The organism is Bacillus sp. FSL M8-0077 (genome assembly GCF_038050255.1).
GTDB lineage: Bacteria > Bacillota > Bacilli > Bacillales > Bacillaceae > Bacillus > Bacillus altitudinis.
Genome location: NZ_JBBPAF010000001.1, coordinates 2567500 through 2589329, shown reverse-complemented (window position 1 = coordinate 2589329; position 21830 = coordinate 2567500). Strand labels below are relative to the sequence as shown.

The 21830-nt window shown below is 41.9% G+C and carries 21 protein-coding genes and 1 other annotated feature; of the genes, 19 read left to right on the top strand and 2 right to left on the bottom strand.

Going from position 1 to position 21830, the window contains the following annotated elements; genetic code table 11:
- Positions 1-10: 10 nt before the first annotated feature.
- Positions 11-496 carry a hypothetical protein gene (locus NST57_RS13350; protein WP_024718411.1) on the bottom strand — a complete coding sequence of 162 codons (486 nt, stop codon included), beginning with the start codon at positions 494-496 and terminating at the stop codon, positions 11-13.
- A 240-nt stretch (positions 497-736) separates the two neighbouring features.
- On the opposite strand from NST57_RS13350, the gene hemA reads away from it, so the two are divergent.
- The 8 genes from hemA to ysxE all read left to right on the top strand — a co-directional run bounded on the left by hemA (position 737) and on the right by ysxE (position 9443).
- On the top strand, positions 737-2104 hold the full coding sequence (gene hemA, locus NST57_RS13345) for a glutamyl-tRNA reductase (protein ID WP_008342832.1): 1368 nt from the start codon (positions 737-739) through the stop codon (positions 2102-2104).
- 7 nt (positions 2105-2111) lie between these two features.
- A complete protein-coding gene (locus tag NST57_RS13340) occupies positions 2112-2942 on the top strand; it encodes a cytochrome c biogenesis protein (protein WP_008342830.1) in 831 nt (276 codons plus the stop codon).
- Positions 2943-2979: 37 nt separating this feature from the next.
- On the top strand, positions 2980-3915 hold the full coding sequence (gene hemC, locus NST57_RS13335) for a hydroxymethylbilane synthase (RefSeq protein WP_341298671.1): 936 nt from the start codon (positions 2980-2982) through the stop codon (positions 3913-3915).
- The gene (locus NST57_RS13330) at positions 3912-4703 is read left to right on the top strand and encodes a uroporphyrinogen-III synthase (protein ID WP_341298670.1); all 792 of its coding nucleotides are present in this window, start codon (positions 3912-3914) and stop codon (positions 4701-4703) included. The genes hemC and NST57_RS13330 overlap by 4 nt, the downstream gene beginning before the upstream one ends.
- Positions 4703-5671, top strand: coding sequence for a porphobilinogen synthase (hemB, locus tag NST57_RS13325; protein WP_142155621.1), 969 nt, complete (start codon positions 4703-4705; stop codon positions 5669-5671). The genes NST57_RS13330 and hemB overlap by 1 nt, the downstream gene beginning before the upstream one ends.
- Positions 5672-5698: 27 nt before the next feature.
- A complete protein-coding gene (hemL, locus tag NST57_RS13320) occupies positions 5699-6991 on the top strand; it encodes a glutamate-1-semialdehyde 2,1-aminomutase (protein WP_341298669.1) in 1293 nt (430 codons plus the stop codon).
- Positions 6992-7123: 132 nt separating this feature from the next.
- Positions 7124-8374 (top strand): LysM peptidoglycan-binding domain-containing protein, encoded by a 1251-nt coding sequence (locus NST57_RS13315; protein WP_142155619.1) that lies wholly within the window; start codon positions 7124-7126, stop codon positions 8372-8374.
- 37 nt (positions 8375-8411) lie between these two features.
- Entirely contained in the window at positions 8412-9443 is a 1032-nt protein-coding gene (ysxE, locus tag NST57_RS13310) for a spore coat protein YsxE (protein ID WP_142155618.1), read from the top strand.
- Between the two features lie 74 nt (positions 9444-9517).
- Here ysxE and NST57_RS13305 read toward each other — a convergent pair whose 3' ends face one another.
- Positions 9518-9706, bottom strand: coding sequence for a hypothetical protein (locus tag NST57_RS13305; RefSeq protein ID WP_003216497.1), 189 nt, complete (start codon positions 9704-9706; stop codon positions 9518-9520).
- A gap of 169 nt (positions 9707-9875) precedes the next feature.
- Positions 9876-10105: a binding site (T-box leader), on the top strand.
- 59 nt (positions 10106-10164) lie between these two features.
- Between NST57_RS13305 and NST57_RS13300 the strand changes: the two genes are divergently transcribed.
- From NST57_RS13300 to minD, 11 genes are all read left to right on the top strand, one after another.
- On the top strand, positions 10165-12807 hold the full coding sequence (locus tag NST57_RS13300; protein WP_142155617.1) for a valine--tRNA ligase: 2643 nt from the start codon (positions 10165-10167) through the stop codon (positions 12805-12807).
- Between the two features lie 65 nt (positions 12808-12872).
- On the top strand, positions 12873-14177 hold the full coding sequence (locus tag NST57_RS13295; protein ID WP_341298668.1) for a bifunctional folylpolyglutamate synthase/dihydrofolate synthase: 1305 nt from the start codon (positions 12873-12875) through the stop codon (positions 14175-14177).
- A gap of 149 nt (positions 14178-14326) precedes the next feature.
- The gene (locus tag NST57_RS13290; protein ID WP_341298667.1) at positions 14327-15058 is read left to right on the top strand and encodes a prepilin peptidase; all 732 of its coding nucleotides are present in this window, start codon (positions 14327-14329) and stop codon (positions 15056-15058) included.
- Positions 15039-16232: an SPOR domain-containing protein gene (locus NST57_RS13285; protein WP_341298666.1), complete on the top strand. Its 1194-nt coding sequence runs from the start codon at positions 15039-15041 to the stop codon at positions 16230-16232. Before NST57_RS13290 ends, NST57_RS13285 begins: the two co-directional genes overlap by 20 nt.
- Positions 16233-16409: 177 nt before the next feature.
- Positions 16410-16979, top strand: coding sequence for a Maf family protein (locus NST57_RS13280; RefSeq protein ID WP_268439738.1), 570 nt, complete (start codon positions 16410-16412; stop codon positions 16977-16979).
- Positions 16980-17027: 48 nt separating this feature from the next.
- Positions 17028-17702 (top strand): RadC family protein, encoded by a 675-nt coding sequence (gene radC, locus NST57_RS13275; RefSeq protein ID WP_026050121.1) that lies wholly within the window; start codon positions 17028-17030, stop codon positions 17700-17702.
- Positions 17703-17792: 90 nt separating this feature from the next.
- Complete coding sequence (locus NST57_RS13270) at positions 17793-18812, top strand: rod shape-determining protein (RefSeq protein WP_007501538.1); 1020 nt, start codon at positions 17793-17795, stop codon at positions 18810-18812.
- Positions 18813-18839: 27 nt separating this feature from the next.
- Positions 18840-19739 carry a rod shape-determining protein MreC gene (gene mreC / locus NST57_RS13265; protein WP_007501536.1) on the top strand — a complete coding sequence of 300 codons (900 nt, stop codon included), beginning with the start codon at positions 18840-18842 and terminating at the stop codon, positions 19737-19739.
- Positions 19736-20254: a rod shape-determining protein MreD gene (mreD, locus tag NST57_RS13260; RefSeq protein WP_008342803.1), complete on the top strand. Its 519-nt coding sequence runs from the start codon at positions 19736-19738 to the stop codon at positions 20252-20254. The genes mreC and mreD overlap by 4 nt, the downstream gene beginning before the upstream one ends.
- Before the next feature lie 54 nt (positions 20255-20308).
- Positions 20309-20992, top strand: coding sequence for a septum site-determining protein MinC (minC, locus tag NST57_RS13255; RefSeq protein ID WP_142155612.1), 684 nt, complete (start codon positions 20309-20311; stop codon positions 20990-20992).
- Positions 20993-20994: 2 nt separating this feature from the next.
- Positions 20995-21798 (top strand): septum site-determining protein MinD, encoded by an 804-nt coding sequence (gene minD, locus NST57_RS13250; protein WP_017358134.1) that lies wholly within the window; start codon positions 20995-20997, stop codon positions 21796-21798.
- Positions 21799-21830 lie beyond the last annotated feature (32 nt).

Sequence of the window (21830 nt, the reverse complement as noted above, 5' to 3'; positions counted from 1 at the left end):
ATTGTATAAGTTATTTCCTTTTTAAAAATAATAAGAGGAGACTGACGGCAATCAATACATACGGCCAGTACAATTCAAAACCGGAAGTAGGGATCGAAAGTGTGCTAAGTTGCTTTGTAATTTGTTGAAAGAAATAAAGGAATAGACCGAGTGCAATGAGAACAACACTTTCTATTCGATATTCCTTTTTCTGTGATGATTTCATCAAAAGCGCAAGGCCGACGATGAACACAATCATTGTAAATGTATCTGGCCAGTGTTCTAATTTCGGCTGAAGGATAAAGTGTAGCGCAAGGCCTGTCATGAGCATACCGATAAACACATGAGAGGTTTCCTGTTCCTTCTTTCCTTGATATAAGAAAGCAAGGCCAAAAAGCAGTACAAGTGTATACCATTTCTCCTGATCTTTCCAAATGTCAAATTGATCTCCTGAGAGAATGGCATATAGTGCTACAGCCAGCAAAGTGAGCGGCAGCAAAATAGATTTCTTCTTCAAAGATGTCACCTTCTTATAAGCAGATCATTTGTCCGCACGAGCCAAATCTGGTAAATTGCTTGAAGTGATGATATGGCATTCGATGTCGAACATTTTTCTACTATATCACAACATTTTTGAAATCTGTTCACAATTTTTATCCAGTTAAAAATGAATATATGTTATAATCATTATAAATAATAAATTCTATATTGTAATTATTATAAATTAGACAGGGCGTTGGGGGTGCAAGCTGAAGTTATGCATATTCTTGTTGTGGGTTTAGATTATAAAACAGCCCCTGTTGAGATACGGGAACAGCTGAGCTTTGAACCGAGCGAGCTCGGAACAGCGATGTCCAAGCTTAAAGAAGAAAAAAGCATTCTAGAGAATATCGTCATCTCAACATGTAATCGAACAGAGATCTACGCAGTTGTAGATCAGCTTCATACTGGTCGGTTTTATATAAAAAGATTTTTAGCAGATTGGTTCGGTTTAGAAAAAGAAGATGTCTCTCCATATTTGAAGTTTTATGAAAATGATGGAGCGGTTGAGCATTTATTCCGGGTTGCCTGTGGACTTGATTCTATGGTCATTGGTGAAACACAAATACTCGGTCAAGTACGCTCAAGCTTCAAAGTCGCTCAAGAGGAGAAGACCATTGGTACCGTTTTCAACTATTTATTTAAGCAGGCGGTAACAGTCGCGAAGCGCTCTCATGCGGAAACAGATATTGCGTCTAATGCTGTATCTGTCAGCTATGCGGCAGTGGAACTTGCCAAAAAAATCTTTGGACGTCTTTCTGATAAGCATGTCCTTATTCTTGGTGCGGGTAAAATGGGTGAGCTTGCAGCTCAAAACCTTCAAGGTCAAGGGATTGGTCAGGTAACGGTCATCAATCGAACGTTTGAAAAGGCCAAAGAACTGGCCGGTCGTTTTTCAGGAGAGCCTAAGAGCTTGAATCAATTAGAAAAGACATTATCTGAAGCGGATATTTTAATTAGCTCTACTGGTGCTAAACAATTTGTGATTACAAAAGAAATGGTCGAAAAAGCGAACAAACAGAGAAAAGGCAGACCTCTATTCATGGTGGATATTGCAGTACCACGTGATTTAGATCCAGCTATTTCTGAAGTAGAAGGTGCTTTTTTGTATGACATTGATGACCTTGAGGGTATTGTGGCAGCTAACCTGAAAGAGCGACGTGCAGTAGCTGAAGAGGTGGAGCTTCTCATCGAAGCTGAAATTGTGGAATTTAAGCAATGGCTTAATACGCTCGGAGTGGTTCCTGTGATTTCTGCTTTAAGAGAAAAAGCACTCTCGATTCAAGCGGATACGATGCAAAGCATCGAACGAAAGCTTCCAAACCTCACAAATCGTGAAATGAAGCTGTTAAATAAACATACGAAAAGCATCATCAATCAAATGCTGAAAGATCCTATCTTAAAGGCCAAAGAAATTGCCGGGGAGCCGAATGCAGAGGAAAAACTTTTACTCTTTAAAGAAATCTTTGATTTACAGGTTGAAGATGAAGAGCAAAAGGCAGAGCCGATGCAGGTGGAGCAAGGGGCATTTCAGCTGTTTAAATCAAATATGGCACAAGGCCTTGCTACAGTTGCAAGTGAGTGATTAGGCGATGATGGAATCCATTGTAGCGAGACTAGGCGAAGCGACGATCTTGATCTATGCACTCAGTGTCTTGTTCTATTTCATAGATTTTCTTCAACACAACCGGAAGGCTGGAAAAATGGCTTTCTGGTTGCTTTCTATTGTCTGGCTGCTGCAAACAGTCTACATGTTTTATATTATGATGGAAACAGACCGATTCCCTGTGTTGAATGTAGCAGAGGGGTTATATTTTTATACGTGGGTGCTTGTGACATTGTCACTCGTTTTGACAAAAGTATTACGCGTTGAATTTATTGTCTTTTTTACAAATGTGATTGGTTTTTCCATGATGGCGATTCACACCTTTACACCATCCGATCTTCATTCTGCCGAACTGACGGGAAAGCTGACGAGTGAGTTGCTCGTCATCCATATTACGATGGCCATTTTATCATATGGCGCTTTTTCACTTTCATTTGCTTTTTCACTACTCTATCTATTTCAATATCGTTTGCTGAAAAAGAAAAAATGGGGAAAATGGCTTTTGAGAATTGAAGACTTATCAAAACTTGATCATATGGCGTATGTCTTAAATATTATTGGCGTACCGATGCTCTTGCTTAGTTTGATTCTTGGCATTATATGGGCATATATCTCGTATGATACGTTGTACTGGACAGATGCAAAGGTGCTCGGTTCGTTTATTATGCTGTTTTTATACGGCTTTTACTTATACATTAGACTGGTGAGAAATATGCAAGGCAAAATCGTGGCGCGATGGAATGTCGCTTCATTTCTTGTGCTGATGATTAATTATTTTCTGCTTGGTAGCTTATCAACCTTTCATTGGTTTCAATAATGATGAGTCTTAAGGGCATTGTCGGGAGGAAGACGTAATGCGTACAATTAAAGTAGGTTCTAGACGAAGCAAACTTGCGATTACACAAACAAAATGGGTCATTCAAAAGTTGTCTGAGCTAAACCCTTCTTATTCTTTTGAAATTAAAGAGATTGTGACAAAGGGTGATCAAATTTTAGATGTGACCTTATCAAAGGTTGGCGGAAAAGGTCTGTTTGTTAAAGAGATTGAACAGGCAATGCTGAACCATGACATCGATATGGCAGTACACAGCATGAAAGATATGCCGGCTTCTCTTCCAGAAGGTTTAGTCATCGGCTGTATTCCTGAGCGTGAAGATGTACGGGATGCATTGATTTCAAAGGATCATCTCCGTCTTCATGAACTGCCAAAGGGAGCGGTTGTGGGAACGAGCAGCTTACGGCGCAGTGCCCAGCTTCTTCAGGAGAGACCAGATCTTGAGATTAAATGGATCCGAGGAAACATTGATACGAGACTCGAAAAACTGAAAAATGAAGAATATGATGCGATTATTCTAGCGGCTGCCGGATTGTCTAGAATGGGCTGGAGTCAAGAAGTCGTGTCAGAATTTTTATCTCCTGATACTTGCCTTCCTGCTGTGGGGCAGGGCGCATTGTCGATAGAATGCCGCGGAGATGACGAAGAGCTATTGCAGCTGTTATCTCAATTCACAAATGAGTATACAAAGAAAACGGTCCTTGCTGAAAGAGCCTTCCTTAAGCAAATGGATGGAAGCTGTCAAGTGCCGATCGCTGGTTACGCAACGATGAATGAGCGTGATGAAATTGAATTGACAGGTCTTGTGGCATCTGCGGATGGGCATACGATTATTCGAGAAACCGTAACAGGTACTGACCCTGAGGCAATCGGAACAGCATGTGCGAAGCAGATGGCTGATAAGGGAGCAAAGGATTTGATCGACAAGGTGAAAAAGGATCTGTCTTCCCAATGACGATAGCCAAATCGCTTTACGGACAGACGGTGCTTGTCACTCGAAATGAACGTCAAGCGGGTGCGTTTCAGCAGAAAATTGAAGCGCTGAACGGCCATGCTGTTTTAACCTCTCTTATTCGGTTTGAGCCCACGCTTACAAATGAAAAAACGCAGGCCTTTTTAAAAGACTTAGAAAATAGCCAATGGCTTGTTTTCACGAGTGTAAATGGTGCGTCTTTTTTTCTGAGCTACATAGAGGACCATCATTTACATAAAAGTTTATCCCATTTGAAAGTGGCTGCGGTAGGTGAGAAAACCTCTGCCTACCTTGAGCAGCACGGCTTGAAGGTGGATGTCGTACCAGAACGATTCATAGCGGAAGAGCTCGCTGATGCGCTGCTTGACCATGTGCGTCCGGGAGAGCGTGTGTTTGTAGCAAAAGGACACCTGTCTCGAGATGTCGTGAAGAAAACGCTTGTTCCACTTGGCATAGAAGTAAAGGAATGGATTTTATATGAAACGGTCAAGGATGAGGAAGGGATTGCCGCTCTTAAAACGGCAATGACGAAGCAATCATTTGATTTTATTACATTTACGAGCTCATCGACTGTCCATTCATTTATGCATGCCATGGAGGCAGATGCAGCGAATCTAGCTGCTTCTGACACTTGTTTTGTGACGATCGGTCCTCTAACAAAAGAGGCACTGCTTCAATACGGGATTTCTTCTGAAACCCCAGATACTTATACGATAGACGGAATGCTTGAATTGATGTGCCGTTTATCTGAAAGGAAGTTGAACCATTGATGAAATTTAACAGACACCGCAGACTGCGGACAAGCGCAGGAATGAGAGAATTAGTCAGAGAAACCTTTTTAAGACCATCTGATTTCATTTATCCGATCTTTTTTGTAGAGGGAGAGAATGTCCGGAAAGAAGTCCCTTCAATGCCGGGTGTCTATCACATTTCAGTTGATCTTGTGAAAGAAGAAGTCCAGGAGCTTGTTGACCTTGGGATTAAATCCATCATTGTTTTTGGGGTACCAGACCATAAAGACCATGTAGGCAGTGAAGCTTATCACGATCATGGGATTGTTCAAAGAGCAACGCTTGAAATCAAAAAGCATTTCCCTGAGCTTGTGGTCATTGCTGATACTTGCTTATGCCAATATACAGATCACGGACATTGCGGAATCGTTGAAGATGGAGAAATTTTAAATGATGAATCTCTTCAGCTCTTAGCGAAAACCGCTGTAAGTCAGGCTCGTGCAGGTGCAGATATCATTGCTCCATCAAACATGATGGATGGCTTTGTTATCGCAATTCGTGAGGCACTTGATGAGGCCGGCTTTGTTCATGTGCCTGTGATGTCATATGCTGTGAAATATGCAAGTGCTTTTTACGGTCCGTTTCGTGATGCGGCGCATAGCACACCGCAGTTTGGAGATCGTAAAACGTATCAAATGGACCCCGCAAACCGTTTAGAAGCTCTGAGAGAAGCACAGTCTGATGTAGAAGAAGGCGCTGACTTCCTGATTGTGAAGCCGTCACTTTCATACTTAGATATCATGCGTGATGTGAAAAATGAATTTACACTTCCTGTTGTTGCGTACAATGTGAGCGGAGAGTATGCAATGGTCAAAGCAGCAGCTCAAAATGGCTGGATTTCTGAAAAAGAGCTTGTTCTTGAAATGCTGACTAGCATGAAACGTGCAGGCGCAGAATTAATCATTACGTATCATGCAAAAGATGCAGCGAAATGGCTTTCAGAATAAAGAACGGATAGACAGGAGGACATTGAAATGGGACGTAGCTATGAAAAATCAAAGCGAGCATTTGAAGAAGCGCAGCAGTTAATGCCGGGTGGTGTAAACAGCCCTGTGCGAGCATTTAAATCAGTCAATACAGACCCGATTTTTATGGAACGAGGCAAAGGCGCAAAAATATACGATATTGACGGAAATGAATATATTGATTATGTCTTATCGTGGGGACCGCTTATTTTAGGGCATACGAATGACCGTGTGGTTGAAAGTATTCAGCGAGTAGCTGAACATGGTACAAGCTTCGGTGCTTCTACTTTAGTTGAAAATGAATTAGCTAAGCTTGTATCAGAACGAGTTCCTTCTATTGAGGTCATTCGTATGGTCAGCTCTGGAACAGAGGCGACGATGAGTGCGCTTCGTCTAGCACGTGGTTTTACAGGCAGAAACAAAATTGTGAAATTTGAAGGCTGCTATCATGGTCATGGTGATTCTTTGCTCATTAAAGCCGGTTCGGGTGTGGCAACGCTTGGACTTCCGGATAGCCCTGGTGTCCCTGAAGGTACGGCAAGCAATACGATCACCGTTCCATACAATGATTTAGAAAGCATCAAAGTCGCTTTTCAAGAATTTGGAGACGACATTGCAGGTGTCATTGTAGAACCAGTTGCAGGAAATATGGGGGTTGTCCCTCCGCAGGAAGGATTCTTGCAAGGATTGAGAGACATCACTGAGCAATATGGCTCTTTACTCATTTTTGATGAGGTCATGACAGGCTTCCGTGTGGATTATCATTGTGCACAAGGCTATTTTGGCATTACGCCTGATCTGACATGTCTTGGTAAAGTCATCGGAGGCGGCCTGCCAGTTGGTGCTTATGGCGGTAAAGCGGACATTATGAGACAAATTGCGCCAAGCGGCCCGATTTATCAAGCAGGAACGTTATCTGGTAACCCGCTTGCGATGACAGCAGGTCTTGAAACATTAAAACAGCTGACACCTGAGTCTTATGAAGAGTTTAGACGTAAAGGAGATCGTTTGGAAGAAGGCATTTCAAAAGCGGCGAAAGCACATGGGATTCCGTTAACATTTAACCGTGCGGGTTCTATGATCGGATTCTTCTTTACAAACGAACAAGTCGTCAATTACGATACAGCGAAAACAGCTGACCTCGCTTTATTCGCTGAATTCTACAAGGAAATGGCTGATCACGGCATTTTCCTTCCACCTTCACAATTTGAAGGGCTGTTCCTATCAACTGCTCATACGGACGAAGACATCGAGTATACGATTGAGACAGTTGAAAAGGTATTTCAAAAATTAGCTCAGTAACCAAAAGCCGATATGGAGACATATCGGCTTTTTGCTTTGCATAAAACCAATCATATTTTCACCGCCTCCTTCATACACCTGTATTGACATCTAATTTTATTTTGAAGGATTAGATGAAAGGAGGACACCGACTTGTCTCAAAACAATCGATTACAGTTTTCGGTAGAAGAGTCCATTTATTTCAAAAACGGACAGGAAGTCAGTGAGCTGCTGTCAATTTCTCTCGATCCTGACATTCTCGTTCAAGAAGTGAATGATTATGTTTCCATTAGAGGTTCACTCGAGCTAACAGGAGAATACAACATAAATCAAGAGGAGCTAATGGGTGAATCCAGTTCCTATGCATCATACAGACAGGCTGATGAGGTGAAGGTAAGAGAGGATGGAACGGCGGAGTTGCTGCATCAATTTCCGGTGGATATCACGATCCCGAAGAACAAAATTAGTCATTTAAATGATGTATTTGTGTTTATTGATGCATTTGATTACCAGCTGACAGAAAGCCGTTTGCTGACGATTCAGGCTGATTTGGCCATTGAAGGTCTGTTAGATGATGGAGCGGCTGAACCGCTTGTAGAAGAGCCATATGAATTTGTCCATCGTGCTGAAGAGGAATATGGCGATGTCACATATGAATATCAGGCGCAGTCTGAATATGAAGAGCAAGAAATGCTGCAAGGTGAAGAGCATGAAGAAAATGCAGAACAGCAGGCTCTTTTGCAGCATGAAGTGCGAACCGAACAAGAAGAGGATGAAATAGACATCGAGACGGTGATGGTGGAAGAAGCAGAAGAAGTAGAAGAAGAGGAATATGAGGAAGAAGAAGCCGTGGCGCTTGGGTATCGTTCCTTCCCAGAAGCTCAAGTACAAGAGCCGCCATTCTTTGACCCGCCTAAGCTGTTAGAAGAAGAGGAGCGGGATGATACGTTCTTTGAGGTGGAAGTAAGGAAAGACCCTGAAGCAGAGGGCAAGGAAGAAGAAGCGCCGCCAGCTTATCCGGCCTTTGAATCATCTGCTTATCAGATGGAACAGACGCAGGAAGAGCGGGATGACAGCTATCAGTTTGAACGGTTATATGAACGTGAAGCACCAAAGGTGTATGAATCAGCTCAAGAAGCTGAGGAGTTTGAAGATGACCAGAGAGAAGCGTCTGGTAGTGAGAATTCTCTTTATTTAACGAAGCTGTTCGCTAAGCAGGAGGAGGAAGATTTTTCTCGCATGAAAATATGTATAGTTCAGCAAGAAGATACGGTCGATCGTATTTGTGAGCGATATCAGTTGAATGTGCAGCAGCTGCTTAGAACGAATTCATTGTCGGTGGATGCAGAGCTTGAAGAAGGGCAGATTCTTTATATTCCTGAATATCAAAAAAGCAACGCATAGTATGAGATGATGGACCGAGAAAATGTGGTGAGAGAACGTGGATGAAATCCAATCTGTCCTATACGAATATGGGCTTGAGGCTGAATATATCGAACCTGTCAGTCCAGCTGTCGTTAGAGTGTATACAAAGCAGGGCGTATTTGCACTAAAGCGAGTAAAACCCCATCGACAAATGCAATTTACAGAGCAAATGCTTGAACTAGAATCAAAAGGCTATCGCTCCTTTGTGCCGATTTATCGCACGAAGAGCGGTTCCTTTTTCTCAAATCAACGAGAAAGCCAGTACACGTATTACCTTATGCCATGGCTGACGAATGAAAAGAGAGAAGAGCAGGACGATAAACATGAATATTTATTTCAAGAGATTGCAAGACTTCATAAACGAACAGAAGTCATGATGGACATTACTGAGCAGGAAATAGAAGCTCACTACACGCAAATGAAAAGCAAATGGGAAACAGAGAAAGACATGTATGAACGATTTATCGAGCGGGCAGAACAAACATGGTTTATGTCGCCATTTGAGCTGGCTGCTGCTATGTATTTTTCAGAAGCGATGTCTGCAAGTGAATTTGCACTTGAACGTTTAGAGGATTGGCATGAGGAAATGAAAGACCGAGAGACGACACGTATTGTGTTAAACCATGGGCAATTGTCGATCCATCACTTTTTGTACAATGATGTAGGTACAGGACATTTCACCAATTTTGAGCGGTCCAAAAAGGCTGCCCCCATTTATGACCTTTTGACCTTTTACTATCGTACATTCAAAACCTACCCTACTCCTTGTCCTGAATGCACATCTTTGTTTTATACGTATCAAAAGGGAAATAAACTTCGTGAGGAAGAGATTCATTTGTTCTTGAGCTACCTCGCTTATCCGCAGGGTTTGTTTGATACGGTGAAAGCCTATGAAGCAGGCGGACAGGATGAGATGGAAAGTTGTCAGGAGCTGTTAAGGGCGTATTGGCAAATGAAAAATTCTGAGCCGACCGTCATGAAAATACACGAAATTGAGCAGGCTAGACGCCTTGAAGAAGAACAAAATGCCTCGTCATCAGAAGAGTGACGAGGTTGTTTGCTGTCAAATGTCTAACATGGGGTAATCGATACATAAGAGTGAGCCTGCAGCTTTCAGCTCTCTTAAAACCAATCAAGATGAAAGGCACAGGCGAGAAATATGAGAATTCCTAAGATGAGGACGTCAAATGTTGTGGGAAAAATGATCGTGCGAAAGCCTTGAAATATGGCAATCGGGAGAACGACTTGGGAGGCAACTGCCCGAATTTGTCTAAGCCATGGGGGGAGTGTGTAAGGATTGATCTTTTTCAAAATAAAACGCCCTCCTTCTTTATTTTGTTATTATCATATGGGCAATAACGCAAAGGGTGCCTGCCCAATTTGTATAAAGAAGAAGAAAAGCGGAAAAGATGATTGACGAAAACAAAAGGCATTTAGTAATATTAATAAAAGATGAGTATAAGCTGATGAACGTGATATATCGTAAGCGTGGATCAGGAAGAGTACGAGCAAGACCCTAAAGAGAGGGAAACCAATAGCTGAAAGGTTTTCTAGGATGCACTTGCTTGGAAGGTCGCCTGTGAGCTTAATTTCTTGAAACATGTAGTAGAGAAATTCGGGAGATCCCCGTTATCCTTTAGAGAGTACGGGACACGTCTAAGTGTTTCGTGAAAAAAGGTGGTACCGCGAAAAAGCTTTTTCGTCCTTTTATAAGGATGAAAAGGCTTTTTTTATGTTTCATCAGCCGAAAAAATGTGGAGGTAACACAAATGGGAACAAATAATCAAGAAATGCCAACAAAGTACGATCCAAATGCGATTGAAAAAGACCGCTATACGTACTGGCTTGAAGGGAAATTCTTCGAAGCACAAAATGACAAAACGAAAGATCCATATACAGTCGTCATTCCTCCACCAAACGTGACAGGAAAATTGCACTTAGGGCATGCTTGGGATTCTACCCTTCAAGATATCGTGACACGTATGAAACGGATGCAGGGCTATGATGTTTTATGGCTGCCAGGAATGGACCATGCGGGTATTGCAACACAAGCAAAGGTAGAGGCAAAGCTTCGCGAAGAAGGTGTGAGCCGCTATGATCTCGGACGTGAAAATTTTGTAGAAGAAACGTGGAAGTGGAAAGAAGAGTATGCCGATTTTATTCGCAGCCAGTGGGCGAAAATGGGTCTAGGTCTAGACTATTCGCGTGAGCGTTTTACATTAGATGAAGGCTTGAATAAAGCAGTCCGCCAAGTGTTTGTTCAATTGTATGAAAAAGGATTGATCTATCGCGGAGAATACATCATTAACTGGGACCCAGCAACAAAAACGGCCCTTTCTGATATTGAAGTCATCTACAAGGATGTGCAAGGTGCGTTTTATCACTTGAGATATCCGCTTGCAGATGGATCAGGTTCGATTGAAATTGCGACAACAAGACCTGAAACGATGCTGGGAGATACGGCAGTCGCTGTACATCCTGAAGATGAACGCTATCAGCATTTGATTGGGAAAACAGTTGTTTTACCAATTACAGGCCGAGAGATTCCAATCGTCGGGGATGACTATGTCGATATGGAATTTGGATCAGGAGCTGTAAAAATTACGCCGGCTCATGACCCTAATGACTTCGAGCTTGGAAACCGTCATAACCTAGAGCGCATTCTTGTGATGAATGAAGATGGCACAATGAATGGAAACGCACTTCAATACAATGGAATGGACCGCTTCGACTGTCGTAAACAGCTTGTGAAAGATCTTCAAGAAGAAGGCATTTTGTTCAAAATTGAGGACCACATGCATTCAGTTGGTCACAGTGAGCGCAGTGGCGCTGTAGTGGAGCCATATTTATCAACACAATGGTTTGTGAAAATGCAGCCGCTCGCAGATGAAGCCATCAATCTGCAAAAAGGTGATGAGCAAGTTCAATTTGTTCCGGATCGATTTGAGAAGACCTATTTACACTGGATGGAAAACATTCGTGATTGGTGTATTTCTCGTCAGCTATGGTGGGGGCACCGCATCCCGGCTTGGTATCATAAAGAAACGAAGGAAGTATACGTGGGACTTGAAGCGCCAGAAGATATTGAAAACTGGGAGCAAGATCACGATGTCCTTGATACATGGTTTAGTTCAGCGCTTTGGCCTTTCTCTACAATGGGCTGGCCAGATGCAGAAAGTGAAGACTTCAAGCGCTACTACCCAACCAATCTGCTTGTAACAGGCTATGACATCATCTTCTTCTGGGTATCTCGTATGATCTTCCAAGGTCTTGAATTCACAGGAGAAAAACCATTTAAAGACGTCCTCATTCACGGTCTTATTCGCGATGAACAAGGGCGTAAAATGAGTAAGTCACTTGGCAACGGAATTGATCCAATGGAGGTCATCGACAAATACGGTGCGGATTCACTGAGATATTTCTTAGCGACTGGAAGCTCTCCAGGTCAAGATTTGCGTTTTAGCTTTGAAAAAGTTGAATCCACTTGGAACTTTGCGAACAAAATTTGGAACGCATCCCGTTTTGCTCTCATGAATATGGATGGTTTAACGTACGATGAGCTTGATTTGACAGGAGAAAAATCAGTCGCTGATCAATGGATTTTAACACGACTAAATGAAACGATTGAAAGTGTCACACAGCTTGCTGATAAGTATGAATTCGGAGAAGTGGGCAGACACTTATACAACTTCATTTGGGATGATTTCTGTGATTGGTATATTGAGATGGCGAAGCTTCCGCTTTACGGAGAAGACGAAGCAGCGAAGAAAACGACTCGTTCGATCCTTGCGTATGTATTAGATCAAACGATGAGACTTCTTCATCCATTTATGCCGTTCTTAACAGAAGAAATTTGGCAGCATCTGCCGCACGAAGGTGAGTCTATTACGGTTGCGAAATGGCCTGAAGTGAAGCCTGAGCTTTCCAACGAACAAGCTTCTGCTGATATGAAGCTGCTTGTTGAACTGATTCGTTCTGTTCGTAACATTCGCAGTGAAGTCAACACACCAATGAGCAAACAAGTCGAGCTATATATCAAAGCATCCACATCTGATGTACAGGAACGTTTAGAGAAAAATCGTTCATATATTGAACGCTTTACGAATCCAAGTGTGCTTGAAATTGGCACGGATGTTCCTGCTAGTGATAAAGCGATGACAGCAGTTATTTCTGGAGCAGAGCTCATTCTTCCGCTTGAAGGTTTAATCAATTTAGACGAAGAAATTGCCCGTCTGCAAAAAGAGCTTGATAAGCTGACAAAAGAAGTTGAGCGCGTACAGAAAAAACTTGGGAATGAAGGCTTTATGAAAAAAGCGCCTGAAAGTGTCGTAGAAGAAGAGCGTGCGAAAGAACGTGATTATGTCGCAAAACGTGAAGCTGTTCAAAAGCGTATTGAAGAGCTGAAAGCATAATGTTGAAAAGACGGCTCCTAACGGAATGGAGTCGTCTTTTTTGAAAATTTCGTATGAAATGAGAGATGACATTGTTTACAACCTATCATGAAGCCATTGAATGGATTCATAGCAGACTCGCTTTCGGTGTCAAACCGGGACTTGAACGAATGAAATGGCTGATGGACAGACTAGACCATCCTGAACAAAAAATAAAAGCAGTGCATGTGGCTGGAACAAATGGAAAAGGATCAACGATTGCATTTACTCGATCCATTTTACAGTCAGCGGGCTATTCAGTTGGAACCTTCACCTCACCATTTATTTTAACGTTCAATGAACGAATTAGTGTAAATGGGGAGCCGATTTTGGACGAAGAGTGGCTGAGTTTGGTGAACGACATCAAGCCTTTAGTTGATGAATTAGATGATACAGAGCTTGGTGCAGCAACAGAGTTTGAGATCATTACAGCATGTGCGTTTGCTTATTTTGCCCATGTGCACCAAGTAGACTTTGTCCTCTTGGAAACAGGACTTGGCGGAAGACTTGATTCTACAAATGTGGCAGCGCCCATCTTAACAGCAATTACGTCGATTGGTCACGATCATATGGCCATTTTAGGCGACACACTTGATCAGATTGCCGCAGAAAAAGCTGGCATTATTAAAGCTGAGATTCCGATGATCACGGCCGTTCATCAAGCGGAAGCTCTTACTGTGATTCAACACAAAGCAGAAGAAAAAAATGCGCCGTTTATCTCGTTACATGATACATGTACCTTTAAGGACCAGCAGCCGACTGAAACAGGCGAACGCTTCACATTCACTACCCCAAAAAGGGAGTACTCGCAGCTAGAGACAGGGTTAATCGGAACGCATCAAAGGCAGAACGCCTCCCTTGCCGTTCTACTGATCGAATGGCTGGAGCAAGAAGGATATATCCATGTGCTAAATGAGCAAGTGTATGAAGGAATTCGGCAAGCGGTGTGGGCTGGAAGATTTGAAAAGATCCAAGATCAGCCTCTTGTTTATTTAGATGGTGCTCATAACGAAGAAGGAATGGACCGTTTAATCGAAACTGTACAAGCTCATTTTTCCAGTAAACAGGTTCATGTATGTTTTAGTGCGTTAAAAGATAAACCTTACAAACAAATGATCGAAAAGCTTGAAAGGATTAGTTCATCGATTCATTTTGTTTCCTTTGACTTTCCAAGAGCTGAATCAGCGGAAAAGCTTTATGCTTGCAGCCATTTAAAAGCAAAATCGTTTGATGAAGACCCTCGTACAGTGCTTGACTTCATTCAGAAAAAAAGCGCTGACCCTTCAGCAATGATTCTGGTGACAGGTTCGCTTTATTTTATCTCAGATGTACGAAGTCGTATTTTACAGTAAGGAAAAGACGCAAATTGCTTCTATGCAGTGTGCGTCTTTTTTCTTTTGATATGTAGGAGAGGGGGAAATTCACTTTTTCGCAAGGTGATCAAAGGTGAATCGCTATGGTACAATCCGGTCTATTCTATTTCCGGAAGGAGTCACCTAATTTGATTGATTTTTTTATGTTTTTCAAAGGCATGGTCATGGGGTCATTTTTTCATCTAGTTGGTGAGAGGCTTCCAATGAAGCGGTCCATTCTTTTTCCTCGATCACACTGCGCAGCTTGTAAAGAGCCGCTTTCTTTTCATGACATGATCCCGCTTGTTTCTTATATTGTATTGAAAGGGTCATGTAAGCATTGTGGAACCCGGCTCTCTTTGCTTTATCCACTGGTTGAGCTGTTGACAGGCGGCCTTTTTTTCCTCGTTTATAGACATGCTGGTTTCTCTTTTGAGGGCCTTTTTCTTGTGAGTCTATGTAGTTTATTCGTGATTGCTGTCGTGAGCGATCTTTTTTATATGAGAGTACCCAACGAGCTCTTTCTCGTCTTTTTTCCTCTTTTCGTCATATACCGCACGCTAGAACCACTTTTTATTTGGTGGGAAGGAGCGGCATCCCTTCTTATTTGTCTTCTTTTGTTTTATAGTTTAGAACATTTCAAGCCAAATAGTATGGGGGGAGCGGATGTCAAACTATTTGGTGTGCTTGCATTTTGCTTCGGATTTAAGCCGTTTCTGATCATTCTTTTTCTTTCGTCTGTCACGGGAATGGTTTACGCAAAGGTGTTTTCTTACAAGGCAAATGAACCCTTTCCTTTTGTTCCTGCCATCGCTTGTTCTTTCTGGCTTTATCTTTTTTGTGGTGATTTGTTAAGCCCAATTGGTCATTTTTTTGGATGAGAAAATTGGCGAACACTTTTTGAACCTGCCGACAAAAGTCTTGTTCTTTTTTTTATTGGCTATGTTAAAGTGTGAAACAGAAAGAAGGACGGGTTACATTCGCGCTATTTCATTGGACAGAAAGGTCTTTCTTACAAACAATGTCAGAAAGCGGGGAATAACAGTGAAAAAAAGGCAGGCAAAAAAACAAGGGTTAAAGGTCAATATTAATGGCAAGGAAGAAATGCTGCATGAAGAAGAGCATCAACCTCAAAAACAGCAAGAGGATCAAGTGACGTTTTCGAACTGGGAGGAAAAGAGGCAGTCGGAACAGGAGACAGCCGCTTCCGAGGAAGAACCGTCCAAACCGAAAGAAGAAGATTTTCAATGGGACGATGCAGCTGATCACATTTACCATTCGGATCCAAAGGTCGTCACACCTTATCAAAAGAAAAAAGGTTCTTTTGACCAGAAGTTCAGTAAAAACCGCGGTCCCTTCAAACGAGTGATGACAACGATTGTGTTTGCAGTCGTTCTAGGGACAGGCCTCGGTGTATTTGCACTAAGTTTAAGTAAAGATGGATCTGCCAATCCATCAGGAGGCGATCATATCAGCGTCTCAGCATCTGGAAGCGGGCCTTCGGCGAAAGCTGGGGGAGATGCACCACCGGCTGATCTTGCAGATACGTCAAAGGACAATGAAGGTGAAAAAAGTGCATCAGGTCATTTTTCAACCTTTGTGGTGCAGGCTGGAAAGTTTTCTTCTGAAAAAGGAGCAGATGACTTAGTTGACAGTTTAAAAGAGGCAGGATATGCAGGTAAAAAGGTATCAATGGATGATGGATATTATGTGATTGCCGGACTTGCCACAGAACAAGGCATGACAAGTGCCGTTGGGAAAAAATTGATCGATCAGCACTTTGAAGCATGGGGAGGAAAAGAGCTTTCGTTTCAAGTGCCGGATGAGCTGACAGGTTTAATAGAGAAGGCATCTGTCTTATCCTCTAAGGTGATTGCAGGAGAAGATGTGGATCAAAAAGAAGTCACTCAGTTGATTTCTGAGCTTGAAAATGCCAAAACAACCGACGCACCAGCTAAAAGCAGTTTACTGAAAGCTGTTCAGCTTTTAAATGACCCATCTGCTGAAAATGGCTGGAAATCTCAGCAAGCGCTATTAGATCAACTAAATACGTAAAATCATGTTTTTAATAGCCAAACTAGTCAAAAAATGACTAGTTTTTTTCTTTTGCTTCCAACATAATGATGTAGGAACATGAAAATGGCATTTTCGTCAATTGTCGGTAAGATGTTCATTTGATAGGATGAATGGGTATCTTACTTCTTAGGCTAAACCCTGAAAGGATGAACAAACATGAACCAGTTAATACTCGCATCTCAATCACCTAGAAGAAAAGAATTGCTTGATTTAGCAGGGTTTTCTTATGACATTCAAGCAAGTGATTTAAAAGAAGAAATAAATCGAAACCTTTCTCCTGCTGAGAACGTCCAATGGTTGGCAGAACAAAAAGCAAATGATATTCAAAAAATACATCCCAAAGCTGTGATCATTGGTGCAGATACAATTGTTGCAATTGATGGCAAATGTCTTGGAAAGCCAAAAGACAAGGAAGATGCAGCCTCAATGCTTCAGTTATTGTCAGGTAAGACACATCAAGTCTTGACTGGTGTCACGATTCAATCAGAGAATAGAAAAGAAACATTTTATGAACAGACAGACGTGACATTTTGGCCGCTTACACAAGATGAAATAGACCGCTATATTGAAACAGGTGAGCCTCTTGATAAAGCTGGAAGCTATGGCATTCAAGGAAAAGGTGCCCTATTTGTACAAAAAATAGACGGTGATTATTTTTCCGTTGTAGGACTCCCTATTGCTAAAACAGTCAGAGTGCTTGAAACATTTGGTATCAACCCTTTTTGATGACGGGAAGGAATCAAAAAAGGAGTGTAGATCTTGAATCATTTCCCTATGCTGCTGAAGCATTTTCCTCATGATGAAAAGCCGCGCGAACGATTTGTCAAATATGGCCCAAGCAGCTTATCAAACCATGAACTTGTCGCGATTCTTTTGAGAACAGGCACAAAAAAGGAATCAGTTCTTCAAGTGTCCGCAAGACTTTTGCAAACATTTGGTGGTCTTCGTTCTGTGAAGGAAGCTTCGATTGAAGAATTGTCAAAGATTCGAGGAGTTGGAAAAGCAAAGGCGATCTCTCTTTTAGCTGCTTTAGAACTCGGCACTAGATTACACCATCAAACGACGGACAATCGTTATGTGATCCGCACGCCGGAGGATGGTGCGAATTTTGTGATGGAAGATATGAGATTTTTGACGCAGGAGAATTTCGTTTGTCTTTATCTCAATACCAAAAATCAAGTTCTTCATAAACATACTGTGTTTATCGGAAGTCTAAATTCGTCGATTGTTCACCCGCGCGAAATTTTTAAAGAGGCCTTTAAACGTTCGGCCGCTTCATTTATATGTGTGCACAACCATCCATCTGGAGATCCGACGCCCAGCAGGGAAGATATTGAAGTCACACAGCGACTTTTTGAATGTGGGAAGCTGATTGGAATACAGCTGCTTGATCATCTAGTGATCGGTGATCAAAAATTTGTGAGTTTGAAGGAAAAAGGGTATTTGTAACACTTTTTTTTTCAATGTTTTACGATATAATAGAGTTTATGAGTTTTTCCCTAAAGGGAATTTTGGTTTAAGAAAGGAAGATACATACATATGTTTGGAATTGGTACAAAAGACCTTGGAATAGATCTTGGAACAGCGAATACGCTTGTTTTTATTAAAGGAAAAGGCATTGTTGTGAGAGAACCTTCGGTCGTAGCTTTGGAAACTGATACGAAGTCTATAGTGGCGGTTGGAAATGACGCTAGAAACATGATCGGCCGTACACCTGGTAATGTTGTGGCACTGCGCCCAATGAAAGATGGAGTCATTGCAGACTACGAGACGACAGCAACAATGATGAAATATTACATTAATCAAGCATTAAAAGGTAAAGGGCTTTTTGCTCGTAAACCGTACGTGATGGTTTGTGTACCATCTGGTATTACAGCAGTAGAAGAGCGTGCAGTCATTGATGCAACAAGACAAGCTGGTGCTCGTGACGCATACCCTATTGAAGAGCCATTTGCTGCGGCAATCGGTGCTAACCTTCCTGTATGGGAGCCAACTGGAAGCATGGTTGTAGATATTGGCGGCGGCACAACAGAAGTAGCCATTATTTCACTTGGCGGTATTGTGACATCACAATCGATCCGTGTTGCAGGAGACGAAATGGATGATGCGATCAGCAGCTACATTCGTAAAACGTATAATCTCATGATCGGTGATCGCACGTCAGAAGCGATTAAAATGGAAATCGGTTCTGCGCAGCCTGACGTACATGATGAGATGGACATTCGCGGCCGTGACCTTTTAACAGGTCTCCCAAAAACGATCTCTATTACGGCAGAAGAAATTGCAAAAGCGCTTCGCGATACGGTGGAAACAATTGTCGATGCGGTCAAAATGACACTTGAAAAAACGCCACCTGAGCTGGCAGCAGATATTATGGACCGTGGAATCGTTTTAACAGGCGGCGGTGCATTATTGCGTAATCTTGACAAAGTCATTAGTGATGAAACAAAAATGCCGGTCATTATTGCTGAAGATCCGCTTGACTGTGTGGCGATCGGAACAGGGAAAGCACTAGAACATATTCACTTGTTCAAAGGAAAATCTAAAGATAATCGATAATTGGGCGTAAATAAAGAGGTGTAAGACATGCCGCAGTTTTTTATGAATAAAAGATTAATGTTGCTCCTTGTCTGTGTCATCGTACTGGTGGCCATGATTGGTTTTTCAGTGAAAAGCGGCAGAGGTGCTTCATGGCCGGAAAAATTAGTGGGGGATACGACAGGCTTTTTTCAAGGTGTCTTTCATAAACCATCACAATTTATTGCCGGTATTTATGGGAACGTACAAGATTTAAAGAACACATATGATGAAAACGAGCGTCTTCGAAAAAAACTTGATGGACAAACCCAATATGAGGCGAAACTTCAAGAACTAGAAGATGAGAACAAAAAGCTTCGCAAGCAGCTCGGATATGTGAACTCTATTCGTGACTACACGCCCATTCTTTCAACAGTCATTGCGAGAAATCCGTCCCTTTGGGATAGTTTTGTTATGATTGATAAAGGGAAAAAACAAGGCGTTGAAAAAGATATGGCAGTCACCAATGAGAGTGGTGCGTTAATTGGGAAAATTGAAAGTGATAAGCTCAACAATTTTACGTCGACTGTAAGGTTGCTAAGCTCTACAGATCAAAATAATAGAATTTCAACGAAAATTTTTGCGAAAAAGGGCAAAGAAGAACTCAATGGAATTATTAACGGTTATGACAGCAAGAAAAAAATGCTGACAATGAACATTTTAAAATCCGATGCTGATGGGGATGTCAAAAAAGGCGATCTTGTTGAAACATCTGGAGCAGGGGGCGTATTCCCGCAGGGCTTGACGATTGGGAAGGTAAGCGAAATCGAGCCGGACCATTACGGACTGACAAAAATTATTTATGTAGAACCAGCTGCTGAACTCAATAATTTAGACCGCGTGATTGTTGTGAATCGCAGCACAAGTACGGCAGATGCATCTCAATTAACGAAGGAGGAAGGCTCGTGAAACGTGTCCTTCTTGCTTTCGTCATGTTGTTTATTTTCGTATTTGACAGTATTTTTGTCGATTTAGTGAAGCTCCCATTTGTTTCAGACAATCAAATTTTAGCGCCTCATTTCATCTTACTCGCACTTGTATTTATGACAGCTTTTGTGAATCAAAAATATGGTGTGATTTATGGATTTATCTTTGGACTTTTATATGATATTTCGTATACAGGTATTCTTGGTGTTCATATGTTTGGTTTTGGTGCGCTCTGCTATTTGTTAGCAAAAGCCTTCAAAGTCCTCCAGACGAATATGTTAGTCGTTGTCTTTCTATCGATGATTGCTGTTGCAGTGATGGAGTTTTATGTGTACGGCGTTCAAGCGACGATTCAACCAGGCATTATGCCTTTTAATACGTATGTCATCGAACGCTTTATTCCAACGATTCTTTTAAATACTGCTGCGTCTCTCATACTTGTTGTGCCGCTTAGGCTCTTTTTCATCAATGTGAAACAAGGACTGATCGACGAATAAAAGCAGGAGTTTGTCCATTTACGGCGAAATGAGTATGTTGTTGAGGTGAGCATCTTGAAAACTCAAAAACAGCAGTATGTGACAATAAAAGGTACAAAAAACGGATTAACATTACAGTTAAATGATAACTGTTCGTTTGAAGACCTTCTTTCTGGCTTGCGAGAGGTTCTTTTACTTGAGCAATATACAGACGGAAGAGAAGGACATAAAGTCAATGTGCATATTAAACTTGGTTTTCGGTATTTAACAGAGGATCAAGAGGCGCGTTTGACTGAAGCGGTGTCTGAAAATGAACATCTTGTCATTCACTCTATTGAAAGTGACGTCATGTCAACTGAAGAGGCGATGCGTTTAAAAGCAGAGGCTGAGATTACTTCTGTAGCAAAAATTGTACGCTCTGGACAGGTGCTTTATGTCGAAGGGGATCTTTTATTAATAGGAGATGTCAACCCTGGTGGAACTATTCGTGCTGGGGGGAATATTTTTGTGCTCGGTGCATTAAAAGGTGTAGCGCATGCTGGATGTAATGGAAACAAACAAGCTGTGATTGCGGCATCTCATATGATTCCAACCCAGCTTCGCATCGCACAAGTGTTTAACCGTGCACCGGATCAAAAAGAAGATGGAAATGAAATGGAATGTGCTTATTTAGATATAGATGGCAATATGATCATTGAACGCCTGCAGCAATTGGCTCATATAAGACCTAATCTGACAAGGCTTGAGGGAGGAATGTGAAATTGGGCGAGGCTATTGTGATTACCTCAGGAAAAGGCGGCGTTGGCAAAACAACAACATCTGCAAACTTAGGCACAGCACTAGCAATTCAAGGAAAAAAAGTGTGTCTAGTTGATACCGACATCGGCCTTCGGAATTTAGATGTCGTGATGGGGCTTGAAAACCGCATTATTTATGATCTAGTCGATGTAGTAGAAGGAAGATGCAAGATTCACCAAGCGCTTGTGAAGGATAAGCGGTTCGAGGATCTTTTGTATCTTTTACCTGCTGCTCAAACAAGCGATAAAACGGCGGTAGAGCCGGAGCAGATCAAAGAATTAATTCAATCATTGAAACAAGACTTTGATTATGTTGTCATTGATTGCCCTGCTGGAATTGAGCAAGGCTTTAAAAATGCTGTATCAGGTGCTGACAAAGCGATTGTGGTCACAACACCTGAAATTTCAGCTGTGAGAGATGCAGACCGAATTATCGGCTTGCTGGAACAAGAGGATATTGAACCGCCTCGTTTGATTGTGAACCGCATTCGTACACACATGGCGAAAAATGGCGATTCGATGGATGTGGATGAAGTTGTCCATCATTTATCAATTGATCTTCTCGGCATTGTAGCCGATGATGATGATGTCATTAAGGCTTCAAACAATGGTGAACCGATTGTCATGGATGCTAAAAATAAAGTTTCCATCGCGTATCGCAATATTGCTCGCCGCGTACTAGGTGAATCTGTTCCTCTTCAATCCTTTGAAGAAGAAAACAAAGGGATGTTTGCAAAGCTGAAAGCATTTTTCGGTGTAAGAGCATAATGATTCACGTGAGATGAGACCGATTCGATGAG

What these genes read in the sequence shown, in the direction of transcription:
- hemA (WP_008342832.1), top strand. Translation starts at nt 737, where the DNA reads ATGCATATTCTTGTTGTGGGTTTAGATTATAAAACAGCCCCTGTTGAG.
- NST57_RS13340 (WP_008342830.1), top strand. Translation starts at nt 2,112, where the DNA reads ATGATGGAATCCATTGTAGCGAGACTAGGCGAAGCGACGATCTTGATC.
- hemC (WP_341298671.1), top strand. Translation starts at nt 2,980, where the DNA reads ATGCGTACAATTAAAGTAGGTTCTAGACGAAGCAAACTTGCGATTACA.
- NST57_RS13330 (WP_341298670.1), top strand. Translation starts at nt 3,912, where the DNA reads ATGACGATAGCCAAATCGCTTTACGGACAGACGGTGCTTGTCACTCGA.
- hemB (WP_142155621.1), top strand. Translation starts at nt 4,703, where the DNA reads ATGAAATTTAACAGACACCGCAGACTGCGGACAAGCGCAGGAATGAGA.
- hemL (WP_341298669.1), top strand. Translation starts at nt 5,699, where the DNA reads ATGGGACGTAGCTATGAAAAATCAAAGCGAGCATTTGAAGAAGCGCAG.
- NST57_RS13300 (WP_142155617.1), top strand. Translation starts at nt 10,165, where the DNA reads ATGGGAACAAATAATCAAGAAATGCCAACAAAGTACGATCCAAATGCG.
- NST57_RS13295 (WP_341298668.1), top strand. Translation starts at nt 12,873, where the DNA reads ATGACATTGTTTACAACCTATCATGAAGCCATTGAATGGATTCATAGC.
- NST57_RS13280 (WP_268439738.1), top strand. Translation starts at nt 16,410, where the DNA reads ATGAACCAGTTAATACTCGCATCTCAATCACCTAGAAGAAAAGAATTG.
- radC (WP_026050121.1), top strand. Translation starts at nt 17,028, where the DNA reads ATGCTGCTGAAGCATTTTCCTCATGATGAAAAGCCGCGCGAACGATTT.
- NST57_RS13270 (WP_007501538.1), top strand. Translation starts at nt 17,793, where the DNA reads ATGTTTGGAATTGGTACAAAAGACCTTGGAATAGATCTTGGAACAGCG.
- mreC (WP_007501536.1), top strand. Translation starts at nt 18,840, where the DNA reads ATGCCGCAGTTTTTTATGAATAAAAGATTAATGTTGCTCCTTGTCTGT.